The sequence below is a fragment of the Pseudomonas sp. BF-R-24 genome (assembly GCF_019947335.1).
Lineage (GTDB): Bacteria > Pseudomonadota > Gammaproteobacteria > Pseudomonadales > Pseudomonadaceae > Aquipseudomonas > Aquipseudomonas jessenii.
The window spans coordinates 1-23,206 of record NZ_JAGYGG010000044.1 but is presented as its reverse complement, the minus strand read 5'-3'; the positions used below and the strand labels follow the sequence as shown (position 1 = coordinate 23,206).

General features: G+C 62.1%; 23 protein-coding genes. 9 read left to right on the top strand and 14 right to left on the bottom strand.

The genetic code is table 11. The annotated features are described in order from the left end of the window. Positions 1-41: 41 nt before the first annotated feature. Positions 42-404 (top strand): DUF6124 family protein, encoded by a 363-nt coding sequence (locus KGA98_RS24805; RefSeq protein WP_223504256.1) that lies wholly within the window; start codon positions 42-44, stop codon positions 402-404. A gap of 147 nt (positions 405-551) precedes the next feature. After that, complete coding sequence (locus KGA98_RS24800; protein ID WP_223504253.1) at positions 552-1,472, top strand: LysR substrate-binding domain-containing protein; 921 nt, start codon at positions 552-554, stop codon at positions 1,470-1,472. Here the strand turns inward: KGA98_RS24800 and KGA98_RS24795 are convergent. Both KGA98_RS24795 and KGA98_RS24790 read right to left on the bottom strand, forming a co-directional pair. After that, entirely contained in the window at positions 1,393-1,989 is a 597-nt protein-coding gene (locus tag KGA98_RS24795) for a DinB family protein (RefSeq protein WP_223504251.1), read from the bottom strand. The two genes, KGA98_RS24800 and KGA98_RS24795, sit on opposite strands and share 80 nt — an antisense overlap. A 72-nt stretch (positions 1,990-2,061) precedes the next feature. Further along, complete coding sequence (locus KGA98_RS24790) at positions 2,062-3,171, bottom strand: NAD(P)/FAD-dependent oxidoreductase (protein WP_223504249.1); 1,110 nt, start codon at positions 3,169-3,171, stop codon at positions 2,062-2,064. A gap of 118 nt (positions 3,172-3,289) precedes the next feature. Between KGA98_RS24790 and KGA98_RS24785 the strand changes: the two genes are divergently transcribed. Next, the gene (locus KGA98_RS24785) at positions 3,290-3,610 is read left to right on the top strand and encodes a DUF2388 domain-containing protein (protein ID WP_090456459.1); all 321 of its coding nucleotides are present in this window, start codon (positions 3,290-3,292) and stop codon (positions 3,608-3,610) included. A gap of 53 nt (positions 3,611-3,663) precedes the next feature. Here the strand turns inward: KGA98_RS24785 and KGA98_RS24780 are convergent, their stop codons facing one another. Continuing rightward, entirely contained in the window at positions 3,664-4,596 is a 933-nt protein-coding gene (locus KGA98_RS24780) for a pyridoxal-phosphate dependent enzyme (protein WP_090456460.1), read from the bottom strand. Between the two features lie 102 nt (positions 4,597-4,698). Beyond that, entirely contained in the window at positions 4,699-5,490 is a 792-nt protein-coding gene (locus KGA98_RS24775) for an SDR family NAD(P)-dependent oxidoreductase (RefSeq protein WP_218496354.1), read from the bottom strand. Between the two features lie 124 nt (positions 5,491-5,614). On the opposite strand from KGA98_RS24775, the gene KGA98_RS24770 reads away from it, so the two are divergent. Next, a complete protein-coding gene (locus tag KGA98_RS24770) occupies positions 5,615-6,562 on the top strand; it encodes a GlxA family transcriptional regulator (RefSeq protein ID WP_223504247.1) in 948 nt (315 codons plus the stop codon). A 110-nt stretch (positions 6,563-6,672) separates the two neighbouring features. Further along, the gene (locus KGA98_RS24765; RefSeq protein WP_223504245.1) at positions 6,673-7,332 is read left to right on the top strand and encodes a methyltransferase family protein; all 660 of its coding nucleotides are present in this window, start codon (positions 6,673-6,675) and stop codon (positions 7,330-7,332) included. Positions 7,333-7,454: 122 nt separating this feature from the next. On the opposite strand, the gene KGA98_RS24760 is transcribed toward KGA98_RS24765, so the two are convergent. The 5 genes from KGA98_RS24760 to KGA98_RS24740 all read right to left on the bottom strand — a co-directional run bounded on the left by KGA98_RS24760 (position 7,455) and on the right by KGA98_RS24740 (position 10,553). Next, entirely contained in the window at positions 7,455-8,117 is a 663-nt protein-coding gene (locus tag KGA98_RS24760) for an HAD-IA family hydrolase (RefSeq protein ID WP_223504243.1), read from the bottom strand. A 60-nt stretch (positions 8,118-8,177) separates the two neighbouring features. Then, positions 8,178-8,585, bottom strand: a complete 408-nt coding sequence (locus KGA98_RS24755; RefSeq protein WP_090456470.1) for a response regulator — start codon at positions 8,583-8,585, stop codon at positions 8,178-8,180. Positions 8,586-8,815: 230 nt separating this feature from the next. Further along, positions 8,816-9,100 carry a pentapeptide MXKDX repeat protein gene (locus KGA98_RS24750; protein ID WP_218496346.1) on the bottom strand — a complete coding sequence of 95 codons (285 nt, stop codon included), beginning with the start codon at positions 9,098-9,100 and terminating at the stop codon, positions 8,816-8,818. A 53-nt stretch (positions 9,101-9,153) separates the two neighbouring features. Next, positions 9,154-9,939, bottom strand: coding sequence for a molybdopterin-dependent oxidoreductase (locus KGA98_RS24745; RefSeq protein WP_223504241.1), 786 nt, complete (start codon positions 9,937-9,939; stop codon positions 9,154-9,156). Next, positions 9,936-10,553, bottom strand: a complete 618-nt coding sequence (locus KGA98_RS24740) for a cytochrome b/b6 domain-containing protein (protein WP_223504240.1) — start codon at positions 10,551-10,553, stop codon at positions 9,936-9,938. Before KGA98_RS24740 ends, KGA98_RS24745 begins: the two co-directional genes overlap by 4 nt. Before the next feature lie 278 nt (positions 10,554-10,831). Here KGA98_RS24740 and KGA98_RS24735 point away from each other — a divergent pair, with 278 nt between their 5' ends. After that, positions 10,832-11,767, top strand: a complete 936-nt coding sequence (locus KGA98_RS24735; protein ID WP_223504238.1) for a class I SAM-dependent methyltransferase — start codon at positions 10,832-10,834, stop codon at positions 11,765-11,767. A gap of 110 nt (positions 11,768-11,877) precedes the next feature. On the opposite strand, the gene KGA98_RS24730 is transcribed toward KGA98_RS24735, so the two are convergent. Then, positions 11,878-12,651, bottom strand: coding sequence for a helix-turn-helix transcriptional regulator (locus tag KGA98_RS24730; protein ID WP_102671371.1), 774 nt, complete (start codon positions 12,649-12,651; stop codon positions 11,878-11,880). A gap of 110 nt (positions 12,652-12,761) precedes the next feature. Here KGA98_RS24730 and KGA98_RS24725 point away from each other — a divergent pair, with 110 nt between their 5' ends. Next, positions 12,762-13,865 carry an extracellular solute-binding protein gene (locus KGA98_RS24725; protein WP_223504236.1) on the top strand — a complete coding sequence of 368 codons (1,104 nt, stop codon included), beginning with the start codon at positions 12,762-12,764 and terminating at the stop codon, positions 13,863-13,865. Between the two features lie 166 nt (positions 13,866-14,031). Continuing rightward, a complete protein-coding gene (locus KGA98_RS24720) occupies positions 14,032-15,162 on the top strand; it encodes a P1 family peptidase (protein WP_223504234.1) in 1,131 nt (376 codons plus the stop codon). A 251-nt stretch (positions 15,163-15,413) separates the two neighbouring features. Here the strand turns inward: KGA98_RS24720 and KGA98_RS24715 are convergent, their stop codons facing one another. Continuing rightward, positions 15,414-16,136 carry a GNAT family N-acetyltransferase gene (locus tag KGA98_RS24715; protein ID WP_102671368.1) on the bottom strand — a complete coding sequence of 241 codons (723 nt, stop codon included), beginning with the start codon at positions 16,134-16,136 and terminating at the stop codon, positions 15,414-15,416. 474 nt (positions 16,137-16,610) lie between these two features. On the opposite strand from KGA98_RS24715, the gene KGA98_RS24710 reads away from it, so the two are divergent. Beyond that, positions 16,611-20,000, top strand: a complete 3,390-nt coding sequence (locus KGA98_RS24710; RefSeq protein ID WP_223504231.1) for an Ig-like domain-containing protein — start codon at positions 16,611-16,613, stop codon at positions 19,998-20,000. Between the two features lie 336 nt (positions 20,001-20,336). Here the strand turns inward: KGA98_RS24710 and KGA98_RS24705 are convergent, their stop codons facing one another. From KGA98_RS24705 to KGA98_RS24695, 3 genes are all read right to left on the bottom strand, one after another. Next, a complete protein-coding gene (locus KGA98_RS24705) occupies positions 20,337-20,906 on the bottom strand; it encodes a YceI family protein (protein WP_150814803.1) in 570 nt (189 codons plus the stop codon). A 137-nt stretch (positions 20,907-21,043) separates the two neighbouring features. Further along, a complete protein-coding gene (locus KGA98_RS24700; protein WP_223504229.1) occupies positions 21,044-21,715 on the bottom strand; it encodes a phosphoribosyltransferase in 672 nt (223 codons plus the stop codon). A 115-nt stretch (positions 21,716-21,830) separates the two neighbouring features. Further along, positions 21,831-23,129 (bottom strand): MATE family efflux transporter, encoded by a 1,299-nt coding sequence (locus KGA98_RS24695; protein WP_223504227.1) that lies wholly within the window; start codon positions 23,127-23,129, stop codon positions 21,831-21,833. Positions 23,130-23,206 lie beyond the last annotated feature (77 nt).

Here is a 23,206-nt window from a genome sequence, read left to right as displayed (position 1 = left end):
GAAAGTGATGGCTCCAATTTTACAGTACTGGAGTTCTATCGATGATCAAGCCCACACCCAATCCCCCGGTAACAGATCCCGCCTCCCCTTACGAAAGCCCCGACTCAAAGCAATTCCACGAAGCCGCCGAACGCACCCTCAATCACTACCTCAACCCCGCCGCCAACATCATGGCCACGCCCCACAAACCGTCCACGATGTTCACCATCAACCCCGACATCGACACCGAAACCCTGCTGGCCCACGCCTGCGAGTCGCTGGCCTCAGCCAATGTGATGACCAACAATCTGGCGGGTTTTCTTGAGGGCTCGCACCGCAACACGCTGCTGGGTATTGCCCAAGTCATTATGCTGGGTGAGTTGGTGGTGAACCGGGCGCTGGATCGACTTGATCCGCCTGAGTAAAGCTCCGTACGTGTGGGAGCGAGCTTGCTCGCGATGGCGGCAGCACATCCAACATTTAAGTGACTGACACACCGCTATCGCGAGCAGGCTCGCTCCTACAGGGTTTGGTGCTTTACTGAAAAAACCCAACCCCACCGAGCCATCACCATGAACCGCAACGACCTGCGCCGCGTGGACATGAACCTGCTGGTGATATTCGAAACCCTGATGTTCGAGAAGAACCTGACCCGGGCTGGGGAAAAGTTGTTCCTCGGCCAGCCTGCCGTCAGCGCATCGCTGGCAAAATTGCGCGATCTGTTCGACGATCCGTTGCTGGTGCGCAATGGACGCACCCTGGAGCCGACGCTGCGGGCATTGCAGATTCTCAAGGAATTGCAGCCGGCAATGGACACCATTTCCGGGGCGGTCAGCCGGGCCAAGGATTTCGAGCCCTCCACCAGCCGCGATGTGTTTCGTATCGGACTGTCCGACGACGCCGAATTCGGACTGTTTCCGCCACTGCTCAAGCAGATACGCGAGGAGGCGCAGAACGTGGTCGTGGTGGTGCGCCGAGTGAATTTCCTGCTGATGCCGTCGATGCTGGCCAGTGGCGAGATTTCCGTCGGCATCAGCTACACCACGGAATTGCCGGCCAACGCCAAGCGCAAGAAATTGCGCGACTTGAGCGTGAAGATCCTGCGCGGCGATGATCGTCCTGGCCCGTTGACCCTGGACGAGTTCTGCGAACGCCCTCACGCGCTGGTTTCGTTTTCCGGGGATCTGAGCGGCGCCATCGACAATGACCTGGCGCGGATCGGCCGTTCGCGCCGGGTGGTGCTGGCGGTGTCACAGTTCGCGGGGTTGCGGGCCTTGCTGGCGGGCACCGACATGCTCGCCACCGTGCCGGATTACGCGGCCAATGCGTTGATCGAAGGCAGCAGTCAGTTACGGGCGGACGATGCACCGTTTGATATCAACCTGTCCGAACTGTCGATGGTCTGGAACGGGGTCAACGATAACGATCCGGCAGAACGCTGGTTGCGCTCGAAAATTGCACAGCACATGGCGGCGCCACTATCGGGGCATTGATCGACTGCAGGAGCACCGGCTCGGACTCGCGCAGGTACACCGGCATGTCGGTCACCGGTGGCATGGCCGGAATCTCGAAGTACATCTGCACCACCCAGCCACGGTGATAGCTGGCGTGGTTGACCACGTGCATCAGCATCGCGCCGGCGCTCATGGTGCCGCTTTCGCCTGAGACAAAGGTGAATTCCAGGGGCTTGTCCAGGGAGGCATCGGTTTGCCGGGCACTCCAGTCGCAGTACCAGCGATCGATGTTTTTTTGCGCCATGCGCAGTTCGGACAGATCGGCATGCAGCAGGTCGTGTGAAGTCTTGAAGCCAGGCCCCCGGCCTTCGAGGTGCGCCTGCCAGATGCAATCGACCACGTACACGTGATTGAGGGTGCCAATCATGTTTTTGAACACCGACACCCGTTCTTTTTTGACTTCGCCCGGAGGGAGCGCCGCGAGGCTGTCAAAGAGGCGCTGATTGGCCCAGCGCTTGTAATCGGCCAGCAGGCAGGCAGTGCGTACGGTGATCATCAGAGTTCTCCGATGGCAGTAAGCGCACCCTCTAGCATAGACCCGATGGCCACAAAGCAGCGCCAGCCCTGATCATCGGTCGTCCAGGTGTTTCACCACCAACTCGGCGAGCGCCAGGCAACTGGTCAGCCCCGGTGACTCGATGCCGAACAGATTCACCAGCCCCGGCACGCCATGTTCGGCGCGAGCGCTGATGAGAAAGTCGGCGCTCGGCTCTGTCGGCCCGCTGATTTTCGGGCGAATGCCGCTGTAGGCCGGTTGCAGGCTGTTGTCCGGCAACCCCGGCCAATAACGGCGGATCGCCTGATAAAACCCCTCGGCCCGATTGGGCTCGACGCGGTAATCAATGTGCTCGACCCATTCAACATCCGGCCCGAAGCGCGCCTGCCCGCCCAGGTCCAGGGTCATGTGCACACCCAGTCCGGCGCTCTGCGGGGCCGGATACACCAGGTGGCGAAACGGCGCCCGGCCGCTGAAACTGAAATAACTGCCCTTGCACAAATGCGCCCGGGGAATGAATGCCCCTGGCAGTCCGACGATGCTGCTCGCCACCTCGGGAGCGGACAGCCCCGCGCAGTTGATCAGTTCGCGGCAGCACAGTGTCATGGGTTGACTGCCGCCCATGTGCAGCTCGAAACCCTGTTCGATGCAACGGGCAGACAGCAGCGGCGTGTGCAAGGCCAGCGTGGCGCCGAACCTCTGGGCATCGCCCTGGAGCGCCAGCATCAGCCCGTGGGAGTCGACAATGCCGGTAGACGGCGACCACAGCGCCGCGACGCAGGACAACGCCGGTTCAAGCTCCCGGGCCTGCGGGCCATCCAGCCATTGCAGGTCATCGACACCATTGGCACGCCCCTGCTGCAACAGGCACTGCAAAGCCGCGTGCTGCTGCTCGTCGGTGGCCACTATCAGCTTGCCCACGCGCCGGTAATCGACGCCGTGCTCATCGCAATAGGCGTAGAGACGCTGCTTACCCTCCACGCACAGCCGCGCCTTGAGGCTGCCGTCCGGGTAATAGATGCCGGCGTGAATCACTTCTGAATTACGCGAACTGATGCCCGTGCCGATCCCCTCACTCGCCTCGACCACCAGCACTTCCCGCCCGCTCCTGGCCAGGGCCCTGGCCACCGCCAGGCCGACCACGCCGGCCCCGATCACCACGCTTTGAATATCGACGTTCAACGACCCTGCCTCCCTCTCACCCCGTTCCTCGCTAATGCCAGGGAACTCTCGGCGACCGTCACGCATCCTAAACTATGTGGTACTTACCTTATGCTTCATGCTGTCGGAGGACACCGTCATGCGCCGCATATTTATCATTTCTTCCCTGGTACTTTGTTTACCCTTCGGCTCGGCTCTGGCCGATGTGGATGCGGGTGACGTCGCCACTTCCGCCGGGGTTTCCGCCTCGCTGTACTCGACGTTCAAAGACGACAAACTCATGATTCCCGCCCGGGATGACGCTTCCAGCTTCGTCGCCAGCGGCGGTGCGATTCGTGGTGCTTACCTGGAGGCACTGTTGAAAAAGGTCCGTCAGGACAATCCCGCCCTCAACAATGCAAGCGACGAAGACCTGGCCCGCGCCATTCTCGTCCAGGACGGCGTTGCCACCGATCACTGAAGATCGTCATCGCCAGCGGTGGGGCTTGTGACACCGGGATAGCGTTTCCAGCCCTACCTGGCGTGCGTGCCAGTGGACAAACGTGCCCACCCGGCCACGATTTGGGCGTTGATACTCACCCCGCCGCACACCACGATCACCACGTCATTGGCGTCGGCAATCGCCGGGTGATCCAGGTAGGCAATCGCCAATGAAACCCCGCACGCAGGTTCGACCAGCTGACGCAAATCATTGGCGTAACGCACCACGCCCATGATCGCCTCATCATCACTGAGCACCACGCACTCATGGGGGAATTCGCCGATGTGCTTGACCGGCCAGGTGGCCACTTGTGCGGCGCCCAGGGACGTGGCGACAGTGTCGATTTTCGGCAGTCTGACCGGATGCCCGGCCGCCACCGCCGCGGCGAATGATGCCGCGCCTTCGGTTTCGCAGGCAACGATGCGGCAATCGGTGCGCCGATGACGAATCAGGCCGGTGAGCAGCCCCGCCAGCAAGCCACCGCCGCCCACCGATGTCACCAGCACATCCACCGGCGGGCAGTCTTCAAGGATTTCATCGACCATGGTGCTGTGCCCTTCCCACAACACCGGGTGGTCGAAGGCCGGCACGAATTCAGTGCGCGGGTCCTGGGCGAGTTCCCGCGCCCGTTGATTGGCTTCGTCCCAGACCTTGCCGTGCACGATCACCTCGGCGCCGGTATTGCTGATCCGCGCCCGGGTGCTCTGAGGGGTGGTATGCGGCACCACGATGCATGCCTTGAGCCCCAGGCATGCAGCGGCCATGGCCGTGGCCAGTCCCGCGTTACCGCCGGAGGGACAGACCACCTTGCGCTTGCCCTGCTGCGCCGCCCGGCTGCACAGCAAGCCAATGCCGCGTATTTTGAACGAGCCGCCAGGTTGCAGGTTTTCCAGTTTCAGCCAGATGCGGCGGGTCGGGGTCGACAGGCCAGGGTGCAGGATCAAAGGCGTGCGGATGTGAAGCATATGGGCTCCTGTTACACGCCACCGGCTCGTCGAGCTTGCACGAGTCGGTGGTGAACGGTCCTCTCTCCCAAGCTTAGTTCACCCGGCCTCGGGGCGACCGCCTCAGCGATAGCGCGGCGCCGCCACGGAGTTGCCAAACAACCCGGACAGCGTCTGCCGCTGGGCTTCGTAACGGTCCCACTGGCTGGCATCGTGCAGGCCGGGAATGGTCACCACTTCGCCGGCCGCCAGGCCAACGAGCGCGGCATCGACCATGTCTTCGGCCGACATCACGATTTCCTGCGGCAGGTTTTCCACCGGGTTGCCGGCCTCGCTCCAGAAATCAGTGGCGGTTGCCCCCGGCAACACAGCCTGGATGCGCACGCCTTTGTCCGCCAGTTCATGCTGCATCGACTGGCTCAGGCTCAAGACGAACGCCTTGGTACCGCCGTACACGCCGTTGAGGATTTCCGGCGCGATGGCGACGATGGAGGCGATATTGATCACGGTGCCAGTGCCCCGGGCGACGAAGCCCGGCACCACGGCATACGCCAGGCGCATCAATGCTGTCACGTTGAGGTTGATCATCGCTTCCATGTCGTCCACGGGACTTCCTAGCAGCGACATGACGCCACCGACTCCGGCGTTGTTGACCAACAGGGTGATGCTGGCATCGCTGCGCAGGATCTGTTCGACCCGCAGCGAATCCGCCTTGTTCTTCAGGTCCGCGACAACCACTTCCACGGTGCGTCCGGTCTGGTCGCTCAAATGATTGGCCAGGGCATTGAGCCTGGCCCGGCTGCGGGCCACCAGGATCAGGTCGTAACCCTGCCGGGCGAGACGATCGGCATACACCGCGCCAATGCCCGAAGAAGCGCCGGTGATCAGTGCAGTACCTTTGGATGAGAGCGCCATGGTGCAATTCCTCTACGGTGAGGCGAGAGATTCGCCGGGTGCAGACCGTTATAAAGGGACTTACGACTGTCTCAAATGACGTTTAAAATACGTTTTTCGGACATGAGCATTTGAGGGCAGCCCCATGATCAACGTGGCGTTCGTGGTTTTCGAGGGTTTCCAGTCCATGGCGCTGGCCGCCATGCCGGTGTTCGAGTACGCCAATTTCAGTGCCGCAGAGACGCTGTATGACGTGCGCGTGCTGTCCGAAAACGGTCACACCCTGCGTGCCTCCGGCGGTTTGAGCGTCGGCACCGAGGCATTCGACGGGCGCGTGTTCGACACGGTGATCGTGGTCGGCGGCGACTCGATCATCGAACAGGCGCCCGAAGCCGTGCTGGATTACCTGCGGGCCAGTATCAATTCGGCACGCCGCACGGCGTCGATCTGCTCCGGGGCGTTCGTCATGGCCCAGGCCGGCTTGCTCGACGGACGGCGGGCCACCACCCACTGGGCCTACGCCCGGGAACTGCAGGCACGGTTTCCGGCGATCAAGGTCGAGCCTGATCGCATCTATGTGATCGACGGTTCGATCTGGACCTCCGCCGGCATGACGGCGGGCATCGACCTCGCCCTGGCCATGGTGGAAAAGGACCACGGCGCCGAGCTGGCCCGGGCCGTGGCGCAGAAACTGGTGATGTACCACCGCCGCGCCGGCGGCCAGTCGCAGCACTCGGCGCTGCTGGAGCTGGCGCCGAAATCCGATCGTATTCAAACCGTGCTCGGCTACGCCCGGGAACACCTCGCCCAGCCTCTTTCGGTGGAGCAACTGGCGCAAGTGGCCAACCTCAGCCCCCGGCAGTTCAGCCGGGCATTTCGCGCCGAAACCGGGCAATCCCCGGCCAAGGCCATCGAGAACCTGCGTCTGGAAGCGGCGCGACAGATGCTTGAGCGCGGACGCCTGACCCTCGACCAGATCGCCCAGGAAACCGGGTTCACAGACCGCCGTCGCATGCGCGAAACGTTCCTGCGGGTGTTCGGTCAACCGCCACAGGTGATTCGGCGCAATGCGAGAGCGGAGGAGTTTATGTAGGCGCCGGCTTGCTGGCGATTGCCTCTGAAGTCTGTGTCGTATCTTCAAACGCCTTCGCTGGCAAGCCAGCCCCTACAATGAAGGGAGGCACTTTCGCGTGTGAGGCACTTATGAAAATCTCGGCCAGACTGGCGTTTTTCGCCGTGGTCAGCACCCTCGCCTACCTTGGCTTGGCGATCTGGGGAATCGGTGGATTCGCGGCTTATTTCAGCCACGGTTCACTGCTCGTCATTGCCCTGGCCACCCTGGTCATGGCCGTCGTATCACTGTTCAGTGAGGTCAACCTGAGTTCGGGGGAACGCGAAGACCGGGCCAACCGCTGGGTCCTCCCGGCTTTCGGCGTAATCGGCGTGCTGAGCGGCTTTCTGCCGGCCTATACCGACCGCATCGATTTCTGGACCTTTGGCAGTGAAGGCGTGCGCTGGTTTGGGGCGCTGCTGTTCATCGTGGGCGGTGCGCTGCGGTTGTGGCCGGTGTTTGTGCTGGGCAAGCGCTTCAGTGGGCTGGTGGCCATTCAGTCGGGCCATCGACTGGTCACCGAGGGGATCTACCGCAACCTGCGCAACCCCAGTTATCTGGGGATGATGGTCATCGGCATCGGTTGGGCACTGGCCTTTCGTTCTGGTGTCGGGCTGATATTGGTGGCGCTGACGCTGATCCCGCTGATTGCGCGCATTCACTCGGAAGAGGCCTTGCTGAGGGCGCAGTTCGGCAGCGAATACGAGGCCTATTGCGCCCGCTCCTGGCGGTTGATCCCCGGGCTTTACTGACCGGAACACTGATCCCCTGTGGGAGCGGGCTTGCTCGCGAAGGCATAGTGTCAGTCGCTATCAATGTTGACTGATACGCCGCTTTCGCGAGCAAGTCGGATCGCCGCACCGCCGCTCCCACATTAGACGGCGTGCAGGCGCAGACCTGCGGCATCCACCAGAACCCGCACCGATTCATAACTTGCCAACGTCGCATGCGCAGTTTCAATGGGCTGCTCATGGGTCGCCGTGACGATCATCAAGTCCGCCCCCGCCGCTTCGGCCGCCAGAATCCCCACCGTGGCGTCCTCAAAAACCAGGCACTGCTCAGGCTCGACGCCCAAGCGCCGGGCCGCGAGTTTGTACCCCGCCGGATCGGGTTTGCCGACCGTGACGTCCTCGGCCGTAATCATGACGTCAGGCTCCGGTATCCCCGCCGCCGCCATCCGCCGCAACGCCAGTTCCCGCGGGGCGGAAGTGACGATGGCCCATTGGCCGGCTGGCAAGGACCGCAAGAATTTCGCCGCGCCAGCCACTTCCAGTACCCCGTCGACGTCGACGACTTCCGCTTCGGTAATCCACGCGGCTTCGGCCTCGGCATCCACCCCGGGCAAGTCCAGGCGCCTGATGGTGTCGATGGCGCGGGCACCGTGAATGGTCGGCAGGAAGCTGTCGACATCGACACCATGGCGCACGGCCCAAGTGGTCCAGACCCGCTCGGCGGCGGCAATGGACGTCAGGACGGTGCCGTCCATATCGAACAGAAAGGCTCGGTAAGTCGAGTTGAATACAGAGTGATCGGACAAGGAAAAGAACCTCGCAGGTGCCGGACGGATTTGCCCGGCAATGTAGCATCTGCGCGCTGGTCAGTTGAGTCGTTTGGACTTGAAGGTCTGGTCCACGCAATCGAGCAGCCCGCCAATCATCCAGGGTTTCTTGATGAACGAGACCGCGTGCCTCACGCCTGCGCTTTCAGGGGTTTCGAAACCGGACATGATCATGATCGGCTTGTCCGGCCAGCGATCGCCGAACTGGTTGGCCAGGTCCGCGCCGTTGAGCGTGCCGGGCATGGTGATGTCTGTCAGCAGCATGTGCACCTGTGGCGCATGCTGTTCCAGGTAGATCGCTGCCGCATCCGCGCTGATTTGCGGCTCGACGACAAAACCTTCCTCCTGAAGAATTTCACAGAGAAACTCCAGGATCAGCGGGTCGTCCTCAACCACCAGAATCAACCCGCCAGGAAGATCCCCACCCGCCGTCGGTACTCGACTCATGACCGTGCCGCTCCCTGATTGCCTCGATGATTTCGCGGGTTCTGATCCGCCACCTAAAAGGTATGAGCAGCGGAATCGGTGGAAATTCATTTTTGATACAGCAGATCGACAATAGGAAAACCTGTGGGAGCGAGCTTGCTCGCGATGGCGGCGTGCCAGTCAACAGGGATTCGACTGTCAGGCCCTCATCGCGAGCAAGCTCGCTCCCACAGGTTTTGTGTTGCCTTTGATTATTGCGACATGGCGTCTTTGCTCATGCTGTCCTTGGACATGGCATCTTTCTTCATCGCGTCCTTGGACATTGCATCCTTGGACATGCCGTCTTTGGACATGGCGTCCCTGGACATCGAATCGGTCTTCTTCATCGCATCCTTGGACATGGCGTCTTTGGACATCGAGTCCTTGCTCATGCTGTCCTTGCTCATGCTGCCGTTATCAACAGCAGTAGCGGCAAACACAGAGGCAGCACCAACGGCCAGGCACATGGACAGAACAACAGTGGTCAACTTTTTCATGATGGATCTCCTTGGAGCACGGGTTTGCGGACGGTGAATGTTTCGCACGTTCATCAGCTGCCACCGAACCAGTTGTAGCCCTGGTCTTCCCAGTAGCCGCCGCTGTAGGTGTTGCTGACGAAAATCGCCTGAATGTGTTTGGGGTTCTTGTAGCCAAGCTTGGTGGGCATGCGCAGCTTCATCGGGAAGCCGTATTCGCGCGGCAGCACCGCGCCGTCCCAGGTCAGCGCCAACAGGGTTTGCGCATGCAGCGCGGTGGCCATGTCGATGCTGGTGTAGTAGTCGTCGGCGCATTTGAAACCGACGTATTTGGCATCGGTGTCGGCGCCGATGCGCTTGAGGAAATCGCTGAAACGCACGCCGCCCCAACGCCCGATCGCGCTCCAGCCTTCGACGCAAATGTGCCGGGTGATCTGCTCGGTCTGGGCCATGGCCCTTAGCTCTTCGAGGAGCCAGCTGCGCTTGTCGGCGACCAAGCCGGTGACTTCCAGGCGATAGCCCTCCTCCTCCACCGTCGGCGCTTCGTCGATGCCGTAGAAGGCATTGAAGGGAAACGGCCGGGTGATCATCGATTCGGGATAGGTCGGCGCCATCGCGTTGGGGTTGAACAGCCAGCCCTGTACCCGGTCGTTGAAGCGCGACATGGACGACAGCGCAGTCTCAACACTGTCGTTGTCAGTGATGTTGCAGCCGGACAGCATCGCCACGCCGCCAAGGGTCAGGCCGCGCAACAGGAACGAGCGGCGCGAGCGGTCCTCGATCTGTGGCGCGAGGATCTTGCGGGCATCGGTGAGGATCGAATCCTCGTCCAGCCCGGCTACCTGAATGCGCTTTTTCATACCTGCTCCTTGTGGCCGACGATCATGGCCCACAGCGTTTTTGGAACCAGTGCGACCATCACCAGATGCACCGCCACGAAGGCCACCAGCAATGCCATGGCGAAGAAGTGCACACGGCGTGCGCCCTCGTAGCCGAACAGCAATTCACGCAACAGCGGAAACTGCACCGACTTCCACAACACCAGCCCGGAGAGCACCAGCAGGAGGATGTCGACCATCACGAACAGGTATGCAAAACGCTGCACCTGGTTGTAATGATTGAGGTCGGCGTGCCCGAGTTTTCCCCGCAAGGCGGCCCACAGGTCGTGCAACACGCCTTTGGGCGACACCGGGAAGAAACGCCGCTTCAGGCGCCCGCTGAACAGGTTGAAGGCCAGGTAAATCAGACCGTTGATCGCCAGGAACCACATCGCCGCGAAGTGCCATTGCAGCGCGCCTGCCAGCCAGCCGCCGAGGGTGATCGAATTGGGAAAGCTGAAATCGTAGAGCGGCGAGGCGTTATAGATGCGCCAACCGCTGGTGACCATCACCAGCACCGCCAGGGCGTTGAGCCAATGGGTCAGCCGCAGCCAGCGTGGATGGCTGGCCTTGGGTGAAGCAGTTGTCTGCGACATGTCCGGCTCCCGTTTGTTGTTCGTTGGAGCCGAGTATGGAAGCCGGAAGATCGCCAAATCCTCACGCAAAGTTAAATTAAACGTGATAACTCGCTCCTGACGAGCACCGGAAAACCTGTGGGAGCGAGCTTGCTCGCGATGGCGTCGTATCAGGCGATACAACTGTTGAATGACCCACCTCTATCGCGAGCAAGCTCGCTCCTACAGGGTTCTGTGGTGGTCCGTCGGTTGTGCAATTATGGTTAAATGCCGCCCCCGCAAATTGCCGACCCAGACCAATGAACACAGACGCCCTCTCCACCCTTCACGACCACTTGCTGACGGCACTGGCAACACCCCCCGCCGAAACCCGCCGCCTGTTCCACGGCCGTGGCCGCTGCTGGCCCGGGCTGGAGCAAGTGACCGTGGACTGGTTGCAGGGCGTCGTGCTGGTGGCGCTGTTCAAGGAACCGGAAGCTGAGCAACTGGAAGGCTTGAAGCAGTTGCTGATGGCGATCACCGAGTCAGCGCAATGGGCCCAGTCCGGCGCCCACACCCTGTTGCTGCAACATCGCTACCTGCTGCAAAGCACCACCGAGTGGCTGCTGGGGGACGTCATCGAGGAAATGACCATCACCGAGGGTGGCCTGAAGTACCGGGTGGACCTGGGCCGCAAACAGAACACCGGGCTGTTCCTCGACATGCGCTACGGCCGCGACTGGGTGCGGGCCAATGCCGAGGGCAAGCGGGTGTTGAACCTGTTCGCCTACACCTGCGGTTTTTCGGTGGCGGCCATCGAAGGCGGCGCGAGCCACGTGGTCAACCTCGACATGTCGAGCCCGGCCTTGAACCGTGGCCGTGACAACCACCGGCTCAACGGCCACGACATGAGCAAGGTCGGTTTCCTCGGCCACGACCTGTTCAAGTCCTGGGGCAAGGTGATTGGCAAAGGCCCGTACGACCTGGTGATCATCGACCCCCCATCGTTCCAGAAAGGCAGCTTCCTGCTGACCAAGGACTACCAGCGAGTGTTGCGCCGATTGCCGGAATTGCTCAGCCCCCAGGGTACCGTGCTGGCATGCATGAACGACCCGGCCTTCGGAGCTGATTTCCTGATCGATGGCGTGACACACGAGGCGCCAAGCCTGCGGTTCGAGCAACGGCTGGAGAATCCGCCGGAGTTTCCGGATACCGATCTCGAGTGTGGGTTGAAGGCGTTGGTGTTTCGGCAGTAACACCGAGTCATGCCCTTCGCGAGCAGGCTCGCTCCCACAATGGAATGCAGTTCACTGTGGAAGCGAGCCTGCTCGCGAAGGCAACGGTTTGGTCAACCGGACAATCCGGATTAACGCGGCTGCAACACCAGTGCAAACAACTCGCCATGCCCGTTCACGTTGAGCTTGTGATAGAGGTTGCGTCGATGCACTTTCACCGTCTCCGGGGAGATGCCCATTTGCTGGGCGATGGCCTTGCTGGAGAACCCCTGGAGAATCAGGCGCGCGGTTTCGATTTCCCGCAGGGTCAGGCGTGCGTCGAAGCGATCGAGCAAGGTCGCCAGATCGCCGGCCGGTGGTTCGGCGACCGGCCCTTCCAGTGGCAGCAAATCCAGGTGTCGGCGCATCGCCGCCAGCACCCAGTCACGCACGCACAGCAGACGGCCCTGCTCCTCGAGGCTGAAGCGTGTCGAACGCCCCAGGGACAGGCCGAGCACGGCGCCATCGACGTTGACCATGAACTGCAATTCGTCCCCACCGACCACGGTGCTGAAGTAACTCAAGTAGTACTCACTGTGCTGGAACTGGTCGGGGGCCACCGAATCAAGGCTGTGCAAGCCGTCGGCGATGCCGGCGCAAGCGGCTTGATAGAACGGATCAAGCAGGTACATGCCGGCGCGGTAGTCCGCCAGCTCTTCCTGCTCATCACTGTTGCCCTTGGCATCGAAGTCAATCAGCAGGCGCGGCACATGCCCCGGGCGCATCAGCGCCACCAGCGCGTTATCCAGCGGCACCAGCAAGCGCAGGGTATCGACCAGCGCACGCCAGAAACTGTCCTGCCCCACCGCCGTAAAGACCCGCGCCAGCCCCTGATGCACCGGCAACTCTTTCAACAACGCGTCCACGCACTACCCCTTTTGAGTAACCCATGATGGGAATGGGTGAAGGCCACCCCGGTCGATACGCTGCAAACTCCTGAATACCACCGGCCACAACAGGCCAGGAGTGCCGCATCATGAGTCGTCACCGCTTGTATTTCAATCTGGGGTTGGGCGCCTGTCTGGCGGTTTCGCTGTCGGCTTTTGCGGTCGAAGCCCCGACGGTGCACGTGTACAACTGGTACGACTACATCGGCCCCACCACCCTGCAGGACTTCAAGCGTGACACCGGGATTGCACCGGTCTACGACACCTTCGACAGCGCCGAAGTGCTCGAAGGCAAGTTGCTCACCAGCCGCAGCGGCTACGACGTGGTGGTGGCCAGCAACTTCAGTTTGCCCACGCTGATCAAGGCCGGCGCCCTCGCCCCCCTGCCCCGTGCGCAGATGCCGGACTACAAGAACATGGACACCGAACTGCTGGCGAAACTGGCCAACAACGATCCGGGCAACCAGTACGCCGTACCCTACCTGTGGGGCACCAACGGTATCGGCTACAACATCGACAAAGTGCGCGCGCTGCTGGGTGACAAGGCGCCGGTGGATTCCTGGGACCTGGTGTTCAGGGAAGAGAACCTGGCGAAACTCGGCGAATGCGGCGTGGCCATGCTCGACTCGCCGTCGGAGATGCTGCCGGTTGCCCTGCACTACCTCGGCCTGCCCCCCAACAGCACCAACCCCGAGGACTACAAGAAGGCCGAAGCGCTGCTGCTGAAACTGCGTCCGCACATCGCCTACTTCAACTCGTCGAAGTTCATCAGCGACCTGTCCAACGGCAACATCTGCGTGGCGGTGGGCTGGTCCGGCGCGATGCTCGAAGCCAAATCCACCGCCGAGCAGGCCGGCAACGGCGTGAAGATCGCCTACAGCTTGCCGAAGGAAGGCGCGCCGGTGTGGTTCGATACGCTGGTGCTGCTCAAGGACGCTCCGCACCCGGAACAAGGCATGGCCTTCATCGACTACCTGATGCGCGCCGAAGTCATCGCCCCGGTCAGTGACCACCTCAACTACCCCAACGGCAACCGCAGCGCCACCACGCTGGTGGCCGAAGCGACCCGCAGCAACCCGGCCGTCTATCCGCCCGCCGAAGCCATGGCCACCTTGTTCACCCTCCAGCCACTGCCACCCGCTACCGAGCGCGTGCGCACGCGGATCTGGAGCAAGGTCAAAAACGGTCAATAAACACACCGCATGTCCCTGTGGGAGCGGGCTTGCTCGCGAAAGCGGTGGATCAGCAAAAATTGATAGCGACTGACACTACGTCTTCGCGAGCAAGCCCGCTCCCACATTGGGATTGTGGTGCCCGGAACATCCCTTTTTCTGCCACGAATCGAAGATGAGAAAAACCATGAAACCACGCGCCCGCGACCTGAATATCCCGATCGGCCAACTGCAACCCGGTCCGCTCAATGCCATCACCGACGTCCCCGGCGTACGGGTCGGCCACAGCGACGTACGAGGCCGCACGGCCAATGGCCGCGACATCCTCACTGGCGTCACCGTCATCGAACCGCGCGCCGGTTCCACCAGTCAGCAACCCTGCTTTGCCGGCGTGCATGTGCTCAACGGCAACGGCGATGCCACGGGGCTGGAGTGGATACGCGAGGCAGGCTTGCTGACCAGCCCCATCGCCTTCACCAACACCCACAGCCTGGGCGTGGTGCGCGACGCGCTGATCGTGCTCGACCGCGAGCAGCAGCCGGATGACGGGCGCCTCTACTGGAATATGCCAGTGGTGCTGGAAACCTTCGACGGCCTGCTCAACGACATCAACGGTTTTCACGTGAAACCTGAACACGTGGCACAGGCTGTACATTCGGCGGTGGGCGGCCCGGTGGCCGAAGGCAATGTCGGCGGTGGCAGCGGCATGATCTGCCACGAATTCAAGGGCGGCATCGGCACCGCGTCGCGCCGCTTGAACAGTGCCCAGGGCGGCTGGACGGTGGGGGCGATTGTCCAGGCCAACCACGGCATTCGCAATGAGTTGCGCGTCGATGGCTACCCGGTCGGGCGCTACATGGAACAGGTCGATTCGCCGTTCCTCAAGGCCTCGTTGCCCCATCCGGGCATGGGTTCGATCGTGGTCTGCCTGGCCACCGATGCGCCGTTGCTGCCGCACCAGTGCACACGCCTGGCCCAGCGCGCCAGCCTCGGCCTGGCCCGCACCGGCGGCGGCAATGAAGACCACAGCGGCGACATCTTCATCGCCTTCGCCACCGGTAACGATCACGTGCCACCGGCTGCCTACGAGAGCAAGAAAGCTCCGACCACCCACAACCTGAGCATGGTCAACAACGACCACATCAGCGAGCTGTTCCTGGCCGCCACCGAAGCCGTGGAAGAAGCCATCATCAATGCCCTGCTCGCCGCCGACACCGCCGAAGGCAACGGGCATGGGGTGCAGGGGCTGGATGCCGAAACCTTGCTCAAGGCGTTGCGCCGCGCCGGCTGGCCGGGGGATGCGACTAGCGGTACTTGAGTGAAACACTCGGTCTTTTTAGGATGAACTTACGCAGCCGCTTGCTTGCGCAAGCCGCTGCGTAGGTGGTGAGTGAACTGAACCCCTACCAAGCTCACCACTTGTTTCATGCGCATCTTGAGCCTCACGGCTCCACTTCCTCCCCATCAAGAGCTTTGAGGCTCTTTTTTTACCTCTGCAAACCAACACTGTTCATTGTGGGAGCGAGCTTGCTCCCACAGGGGGATCTGTGGGGGTTCAGGAGAGTGCGATCAGACCAGGCGCAATCGAGGGCCAGCGGCCGGCACCGCATCGTCACCCAACCGCCCCCGCACAAACGCCTGGGCCTTGCGCGTCAGCTGGTCCAGATGCCGGTCGCGCTGTTTTTCCGCGTCGGTCATGGCCCGCTTGCCATGCTTTTGCAGCAGGTAGGTATGAATCTGCCGCACTTCCAGCGAGCTGTAGATCGACGCCACATCCAGCAGCGCCATCAAGCCAGCGGTAGCGTGGTCGCGAGTGTTCATCAACACCTGGGTCGCACGCACGCCCACCACCTCAAAGCCCATCGCCTCGAAATACGGCACCTTGGCCACCGAGCAGGTCAGCTCGGCATGGGGGTAGCGACCGACCATTTCCCGCAGCATCCGCCGGGCCACGCCCTGGCGCCGATACTCGGCCTGCACTGCCATGTACGCCACGCCGCAGGCCTCGGGGTCGTCCTGCACCGGCAGGTACAGCACAAAGCCCGTCACCTTTTGCGGGTCGTCTTCGTCCGTGGCGACGATCAACTCCACGGCAATGCCTTTTTCACCGTTCAGCGCTTCCAGATACAGGTGCACCTCATAGCCGATCGCGTATTGATAGAGGTTGTACAGCAGGTTGCTGGGCGGGATCGCGACCATGCTGATGTCGGTCAGGTTGTCGACCACCATCTGCAGGATCTGGCTATTGATGTGCTCGGGGCACGGGGTTTTGAAATGGCTGATCAGGGGCATTGCGGTGACAGGCTCCGGGAGGCAAGGGCCGCCTATCATAGCGCGCCCGGCACGTCCGGTCCGAAGGTGATGGACAGACATCCACCCTCCTTGAGCCATGCGCATCATTTTCAAGGCCGACAACAGTGAGTCCGGCACACATTGTGCTGGATGAACTTGCCTCTTCGCGATCAGGCCTGCTCCTTCAGGGGACAGCGGTATTGCCCACACCTCAATCTGCTGTGGGAGCTCGCCTGCTCGCGAAAGCGGTTACCACCACACCGACCTCGGGTATGAACGGGGGAGAACGGGTGGGTGAAAGCCCCCAACGTTGAGGATTCCCACCTACTGCGCCATCAGGACCAAAACCCAAACCGCCAGCCTTTTGATATCAAACAGTTTTTTGTTTCCCCCAAATTTCCCCGCGACTGGCACACCTATTGCGTCCAGCGTTTTGCGAACGTCAGCCACACCGACGCGTCCCGAGGAAAAAAGATGAAAAACAAAACTGACCTCAAATCGCTCGGCTTTTTCAGCAAACCGGGCATCGCCGCTGTGATGCTGATCAACGTCAGCCTCGGCATCGTCAACGCAGCACCGCTTGACGATGTCAGCCCGCCGCCGCCAACAGATCCTTCGGCGTATACCAACCCGCCGGCCGACCCCCAGGCCGCGCTGGATGCCATAGAGACCATGCCTCCCACCAACCAGGGCTCCTACGCCCTGCCCAATGGTGTGTATGGCACCCGCACCACGCCAACGACCGACAACGTGCTGCCGCCAAGCCTGCAGACATCCTTCAAAATCCCCACCAACGGCAAGCCCAGCCCGTTGTTCGGGGCTCAGCCGTACACTCAGCAACTGCTGCTGTTCGAAGAATTCGGCACGGAGAAACTCGACCCGACACTGCCGCCGCCCACCCTGACTTTCCCGGTTCCGATCGTCGGTCCGGCGCCCACGCAGGACCCGAACAACATCGCCCGCAGCGGCCCTTCGGCCGCCGCGCTGGAAGCCTTCATGCGCCAGCCGGGGCTGTACCCGTTTCCGGCGCAGTATTCCAACGTGCTGGACCGCAACCCGTGGAAAGCGCAGATCGAAGCCTTCCTCAACCGCCATCCGGTCGGCTCGCCGGCCGAAGGTCGTCCGCCAGGAAAAGGCTGGTCGCACCAGCGCTGGAACGAGTTTTACCCACAGGTCGCCTTCAAGACCGCTCAAGCCGGCGCCAAGCTCAACGGCGGCATGCGCGACCGCCGCCAGTTGCACAACTACGCCGTCGGTGAGTTCGGGCCGGGCGGGCTCTACAACCAGACCTCGGACACCCCGGTCATTACGGGCACCACCAAAGGCATCGACACCCGTTTTCACCCCAACATGCCGATTCAGAACCACAAGGCGCTCTGGACTTTCGACGGCACCTTTCCGCCAAAACTGCTGATGGTGCGGTACGGCCAACCGGTGCTGATGCGCCACTACAACGCCCTGCCGATCGATCCGTCGGCCAACATGGGGTTCGGCCTGCACACCCTCAGCACCCACGAACACAACGGCCACTCCCCGGCCGAAAGCGACGGCTATTCCAATGCGTTTTTCTTTCCGGGGCAGTACTACGACTATCGCTGGCCGATCCAGTTGGCCGGTTACGACTCCATCAACACCAGCGCTCAGGATCCGCGCGCGGCGTTCCCCTGCGCGCCGGGTGAAACCCTGTTCGTCAACGATGCCACGCCGGGCTTCAAGACCTGCGACAACGGCAGCATCAAGATCCGTGGCGACTGGCGCGAAGCCATGAGCACCCACTGGTTCCACGACCACATGCTCGATTTCACCGCGCAGAACGTCTACAAGGGCAATGCGGTGATGATGAACTACTACAGCGCCATGGATCGTGGCAACGAAGCGCTGCAAGACGGCGTCAACCTGCGTCTGCCCAGCGGTTCGGCATTGCCCTGGGGCAACCGCGACTATGACGTCAACCTGATGATTGCCGACAAGGCCTGGGATACCAATGGCCAGCTGTGGTTCAACCCGTTCAACACCGATGGTTTTCTCGGCGACCAGATCCTCGTCAACTGGCAGTACCAGCCACGCCTGAACGTGCGGGCGCGCAGCTATCGCTTCCGCATTCTCAATGGCTCGGTGTCGCGCTACTTCAAGATCGCGCTGGTGCGTGAGATCGCCGGTACCGGTGGCGAATTCCCCGGCCCGGCGGGTTCCGGCCTGTCTTACACCCGCGTGCCGTTCCATATGATCGCCAACGACGGCAATCTCATGGAACACGCGGTGCCGTTCGACGGGAGCATGGACCTGGACGCCGACGGCGATGTGCAGGACCACAACGCTATCCTGCCCACCCTGGCCATCGCCGAGCGTTACGACATCATCGTCAACTTCTCGAAACACGGGATCAAGACCGGCGACAAGCTGTACTTCGTCAACCTGATGGAGCACCACGACGGCAAGGGGCCGGAGGTTGCATCGCAGAGCCTGGCCGATGTCTTGTCCGGCAGGTACAAGGCGGTGCTCAAGCTGGGCAGCAAAGGGCTGGAATGGGACGCCGGCGACCCGGTGGTGGGCAAGTTCATGCAGATGGTGGTGCAGACTTATGCCGGCCAGGACGTGAGCATGAACCCCGCCGACTACGAACCCGCCAAGCCAGGCCAGCCGGTGGGTAAAAGCATGATCCCGCTGACCCTCAACCGTGACGATCCGACGGTGCAAGCCACGCTCAAGGCGGCGCGCCATCGCGAGTTCACTTTCGGCCGCTCCGACGGTACCGACGAAGAACCCTGGACCATCAAGACCGACGGCGGTTTCGGCTACCAGATGGACCCTCGGATCATCAGCGCCGCTCCGCAACTGGCTACCGGCCCGACCGCTGCCGGGTTCTCCGGCGACGGCACCCTGGAAGTGTGGAAAATCATCAACGGCGGCAACGGCTGGAGCCACCCGGTGCACGTGCACTTCGAAGAAGGCATCGTCCTCAAGCGCGACGGCAAGGCACCGCCGGAATGGGAAAAATGGGCGCGCAAGGACGTCTATCGGATCGGTCAAGAAGTCGACAGTTCGGTGGACGTGGAGATCGCGATCCGCTTCCGCGAATTCGCCGGGACCTACATGGAGCACTGCCACAACACCCAGCACGAGGATACCTCCATGCTCCTGCGCTGGGATGTCGAGAATCCGGGCCAGTTCCAGTTGATGCCAACCCCCCTGCCCGGCTGGGACGGCGTCACCTACGTCAATTCCGCCGCGCTGCCGACCTTCCGCACTGGCGATAAACGTGTCGAGGACCCCGATAACCAAAAACCGGTCGCCAACGCCGACAGCGCCATCAGTAACACCGGCCAACCGGTGATCATCAACGTGCTGGCCAACGACAGCGACCCTGACGGTAACGTGCCACTCAAAGTGGTGGGCCTGGAGCAACCGGACTCCGGCAAGGGCGTGGTCAGCACCGATGGCCTGCGCGTAACCTACACACCACCGGCCACGGTCCCCGCGCCGTTCACCGCGACCTTTACCTATAGGGCCGCCGATGCCAAGGGCGCCGAGTCGGCACCGGCGACGGTGTCCGTGGCGGTCTCGGCACCGGTCAACGAGAGCCTGATCGTCACCAGCGCCACCGTCACCGCCCGCAGCAACAGCCGCTGGTATTGGGTCCTGTCCGGCACCACCTCCCGTGGCACGGGCAATACCATCACGGCAACGGCCACGACCACAACCGGTACGGTGAACCTTGGCGCCGCCGTCCTGACGCCTACGGCCACAGGCGCTCGCTGGAACATAGCGGTGACGACCGCCGGCAGCGGGCCCTCGCCTAGCCCGACGGCGACCATCAAATCGGCCTTCGGCAAAACCGTGACGGTGCCGATAAAGGCGAACTAGAGCGGATTGATCGACGCCCGACCCATGCAATGTGGATCGGGCGTTTTTCTTTTGTGCAGCGTGCGGTGGGACCGAAGTGGGTTTTGTTGACTGTCCGCTCTATCCGCAAAGTGCCTGATGGATCTCAGCCTTGGTATTGACTGTTACACCGCCATCGCGGGCAAGCCCGCTCCCACAGGGGGTCTGCGTCGAGCATAATTTATGTGCTCGCTGAAGATCCTTGTGGGAGCGGGCTTGCCCGCGATGGCGGCACCTCGGTCTATCAGACAAACCACATTCCATCCCCCCAGCAGCATGGTCACATGATTGGCCGACGAACTATCGATGGGGCCCCAGTCACCGCTGCGGCGCCACCATCCGGAAGCGGATATTGATCTCGTTGGACACCACACTGTCCGCCCACTCGCCCTCGCCGATCTTGAAGTCGTCACGCTTGAGCACCAGTTGGCCCTCAAAGATGCCGATGGCGCTCTCGGATTTGAGCAGCACCGGTACACTCACTTCCCGAGTAAGCCCCCGCAGGGAAAGCTTGCCGGTGATGGTGTAGCGGTTATTGCCCAGGGCCTTGATGGACGTGGATTCGAAGGTCGCCACCGGATAAGTCGCCGTGTCGAACCACGCCGGTTTTTGCAGCTCGGTGTTGGCGTCGCTGTTGCCGGCGTCGATGCTGTTCAGGTCGATGGTCAGCGCGGCATGGGCGGCGCCGGGGTTATCGGTGTCGAAGTCCAGTTTGGCCTTGAACTTGCCAAAGGTGCCGTAGGCTCTCGACCCCATCTGCTCATAGGTGAAACTCAAAGTGCTGGCCCTGGCGTTCACATCCTTGTATTCCACGGCTCCAGCAAACGGCACCAGGCCGAACACCAACGTGCCGGCCAGAGCGACGCAACGCGCGGATCGAAGGTTCATGACGCTCTCCGGGAGGGATCCCGTCCTGAGTTGGCGTGCCGCACAAGTCGGGTGGTATCAGATGGACTAAAGCAAACAACCGGCGTTTATTCCACCTCACCCGTTGATTTGCGACCACCTGCCGCTGGCCGCCAGCGCTACCCGCACTCCCCGCGTTGCCACGCCCGCCGCAACAGGTCGATCACCTCGGCATCCGAGGTTTGGGAAAAATCCATGTACCAATGACCAATCGACGTGAACCACTCGGGCATCAGCGGACAGATCAACTCATCCACCTCGCTGCGCAGCGCCTCCACCGTTTCGATCGGCGCCACCGGCACCGCCACCACGATGCGCGATGGCGCCTGCGTCCGCAGCGCCTGGATCGCCGCCCTCATCGAAGCCCCGGTGGCCAGGCCGTCATCGATCAGGATCACCACCTGATCCTTGAGCTGCACCGCCGGTCGCGTGCCACGGTAGACCTGCTCGCGGCGTAGCAACTCGCGGCTTTCCCGTTCGACCACGGCGTCGAAAGCGGCGCGATCAATCGGGTGCACCCGCAGTGCCTCTTCATTACGAATCTGGATACCACCGCTGGCAATCGCGCCCATGGCGTACTCCGGGTGGGACGGCACGCCGAGCTTGCGCACCAGCATCAGATCCAGGCGAACCTTCAGCGCCGTGGCCACCTCATAAGCCACCGGCACGCCGCCACGGGGCAAGGCCAGAACGATGGCGTCGGGGCGATTGGCGTAAGGCAGCAACGGCTCAATCAAACGCCGCCCGGCTGCTGGTCGGTCTTGCAGGATGGAATGGGACAAGGGGCTCATTTGAAAACCTCCCCAGGCGATAGCGCCTGTCTTTTTCAGTCACACCGTCCTTTTGTGGCGAGGGGCTTTGTGGCAAGGGACCTGTGAACAGCATGCCCCTCCCGCAGCGTTCCGCCTACACCAACCGCTCAATCTTCTGATGCTGCCACACCAGTTTGTAATACAGCGTCTGCAACACCAGCATCCCCAGATACGCCACCGGAAACGCCATCCACACCCCTTGCAATCCAAACTTCGCATCCAGCAGATACGCCGCCGGCAACTGCACGCCCACCACGCACACAATGGAAATCGCCACCGGCACCATCACCGTACCGCTGGCGCGCATGATGCCGCCGATAATCGCCTGGAAACCAAACACCAACAGGCTCCAGAGCATGATATGCAACAGGTGCTCGGCCATGCCAAGTGTCGCCTCCTCAGTGAGGAACGACGCCAGCAACCAGCTCGACAACAAGTACCCGAGCACCACCAGACCACCGGTCAAACACACGTTGATCATCAGCCCGGTCTTCAGGATCGGCCCGATGCGCTCGATGCGCCCCGCCCCGATCGCCTGGGCGCCAAGAATCGACGCGGTGATCGCAATCGACAGCGCCGGGAACTGCACGTAATTGACGATCTGCGTCACCGCGCCATACGCCGCCGTCGCCTGGGACCCGTGCTGGTTCACCAGCGCCAGAATCACCAACTCCGACAGCGACAACACCACCATCTGCAACCCGGTGGGCAAACCGATGCGCAGCACCTTGCCGAGGATCGCCACGTCCAGCTTCATCGCCGCAAAGAACTCGCGATCCGGCGCCAACGGATGGCCCTTGCCGATCAAGCGCCATGCCAGCAACCCCATCGCCACCAGGTTACCCACCAACCCGGCAATCGCCGCACTCTGAATCCCCATCGGCGCAAAACCCAGCCACCCGCGAATCAACGCCGGCGTCAGCGCCAGTCCCACACAGGTCGACACCACCAGCGCCAACAGCGGCGACAACGTATCGCTCACCCCACGCAACAACTGCGTGAACAACACAAACACCAACAGCGACGGCATGATCCACAACATCACATGGGCATACGCCACCGCATCGTCCAGCACATCCGCGGGCGTCCCCAACCCCACCAGCGCCGACCGCGCAAACACACTCCCCACCACCGCCGCCACCAACCCGATCAACACCCCCAACAACAACGTCGCCCCGGCAATCGCCTTCACCAGATGCGTCTCCCGCGCCCCCCACGCCTGCCCGATCAACACCCCCGCGCCGGCACCGAGGCCGATCACCAGGGCGATGAAGAAAAACACGATGGGGAACATCCCCGACACCGCCGCCAGGGCCTGGGTGCCGAGCATCTGGCCGATGTAGATGCTGTTGACCGTGCCGGACATGGATTGCAGGAAGTTCGACAGGACCATGGGGGCGAGGAACAGCAGGTACTATCTCTTATACACATCTGACGCTGCCGACGAATTAGACGGTGTAGAACTCGGTG

Coding starts and splice junctions, on each gene's coding strand:
- KGA98_RS24750 (WP_218496346.1), bottom strand. CDS start 9,100: ATGAAAAAGTTGACCACTGTTGTTCTGTCCATGTGCCTGGCCGTTGGT.
- KGA98_RS24775 (WP_218496354.1), bottom strand. CDS start 5,490: ATGGCGCTCTCATCCAAAGGTACTGCACTGATCACCGGCGCTTCTTCG.
- KGA98_RS24735 (WP_223504238.1), top strand. CDS start 10,832: ATGAACACAGACGCCCTCTCCACCCTTCACGACCACTTGCTGACGGCA.
- KGA98_RS24765 (WP_223504245.1), top strand. CDS start 6,673: ATGAAAATCTCGGCCAGACTGGCGTTTTTCGCCGTGGTCAGCACCCTC.
- KGA98_RS24795 (WP_223504251.1), bottom strand. CDS start 1,989: ATGATCACCGTACGCACTGCCTGCCTGCTGGCCGATTACAAGCGCTGG.
- KGA98_RS24710 (WP_223504231.1), top strand. CDS start 16,611: ATGAAAAACAAAACTGACCTCAAATCGCTCGGCTTTTTCAGCAAACCG.
- KGA98_RS24700 (WP_223504229.1), bottom strand. CDS start 21,715: ATGAGCCCCTTGTCCCATTCCATCCTGCAAGACCGACCAGCAGCCGGG.
- KGA98_RS24725 (WP_223504236.1), top strand. CDS start 12,762: ATGAGTCGTCACCGCTTGTATTTCAATCTGGGGTTGGGCGCCTGTCTG.
- KGA98_RS24755 (WP_090456470.1), bottom strand. CDS start 8,585: ATGAGTCGAGTACCGACGGCGGGTGGGGATCTTCCTGGCGGGTTGATT.
- KGA98_RS24715 (WP_102671368.1), bottom strand. CDS start 16,136: ATGCCCCTGATCAGCCATTTCAAAACCCCGTGCCCCGAGCACATCAAT.
- KGA98_RS24720 (WP_223504234.1), top strand. CDS start 14,032: ATGAAACCACGCGCCCGCGACCTGAATATCCCGATCGGCCAACTGCAA.
- KGA98_RS24770 (WP_223504247.1), top strand. CDS start 5,615: ATGATCAACGTGGCGTTCGTGGTTTTCGAGGGTTTCCAGTCCATGGCG.
- KGA98_RS24740 (WP_223504240.1), bottom strand. CDS start 10,553: ATGTCGCAGACAACTGCTTCACCCAAGGCCAGCCATCCACGCTGGCTG.
- KGA98_RS24785 (WP_090456459.1), top strand. CDS start 3,290: ATGCGCCGCATATTTATCATTTCTTCCCTGGTACTTTGTTTACCCTTC.
- KGA98_RS24745 (WP_223504241.1), bottom strand. CDS start 9,939: ATGAAAAAGCGCATTCAGGTAGCCGGGCTGGACGAGGATTCGATCCTC.
- KGA98_RS24705 (WP_150814803.1), bottom strand. CDS start 20,906: ATGAACCTTCGATCCGCGCGTTGCGTCGCTCTGGCCGGCACGTTGGTG.
- KGA98_RS24780 (WP_090456460.1), bottom strand. CDS start 4,596: ATGCTTCACATCCGCACGCCTTTGATCCTGCACCCTGGCCTGTCGACC.
- KGA98_RS24805 (WP_223504256.1), top strand. CDS start 42: ATGATCAAGCCCACACCCAATCCCCCGGTAACAGATCCCGCCTCCCCT.
- KGA98_RS24800 (WP_223504253.1), top strand. CDS start 552: ATGAACCGCAACGACCTGCGCCGCGTGGACATGAACCTGCTGGTGATA.
- KGA98_RS24695 (WP_223504227.1), bottom strand. CDS start 23,129: ATGGTCCTGTCGAACTTCCTGCAATCCATGTCCGGCACGGTCAACAGC.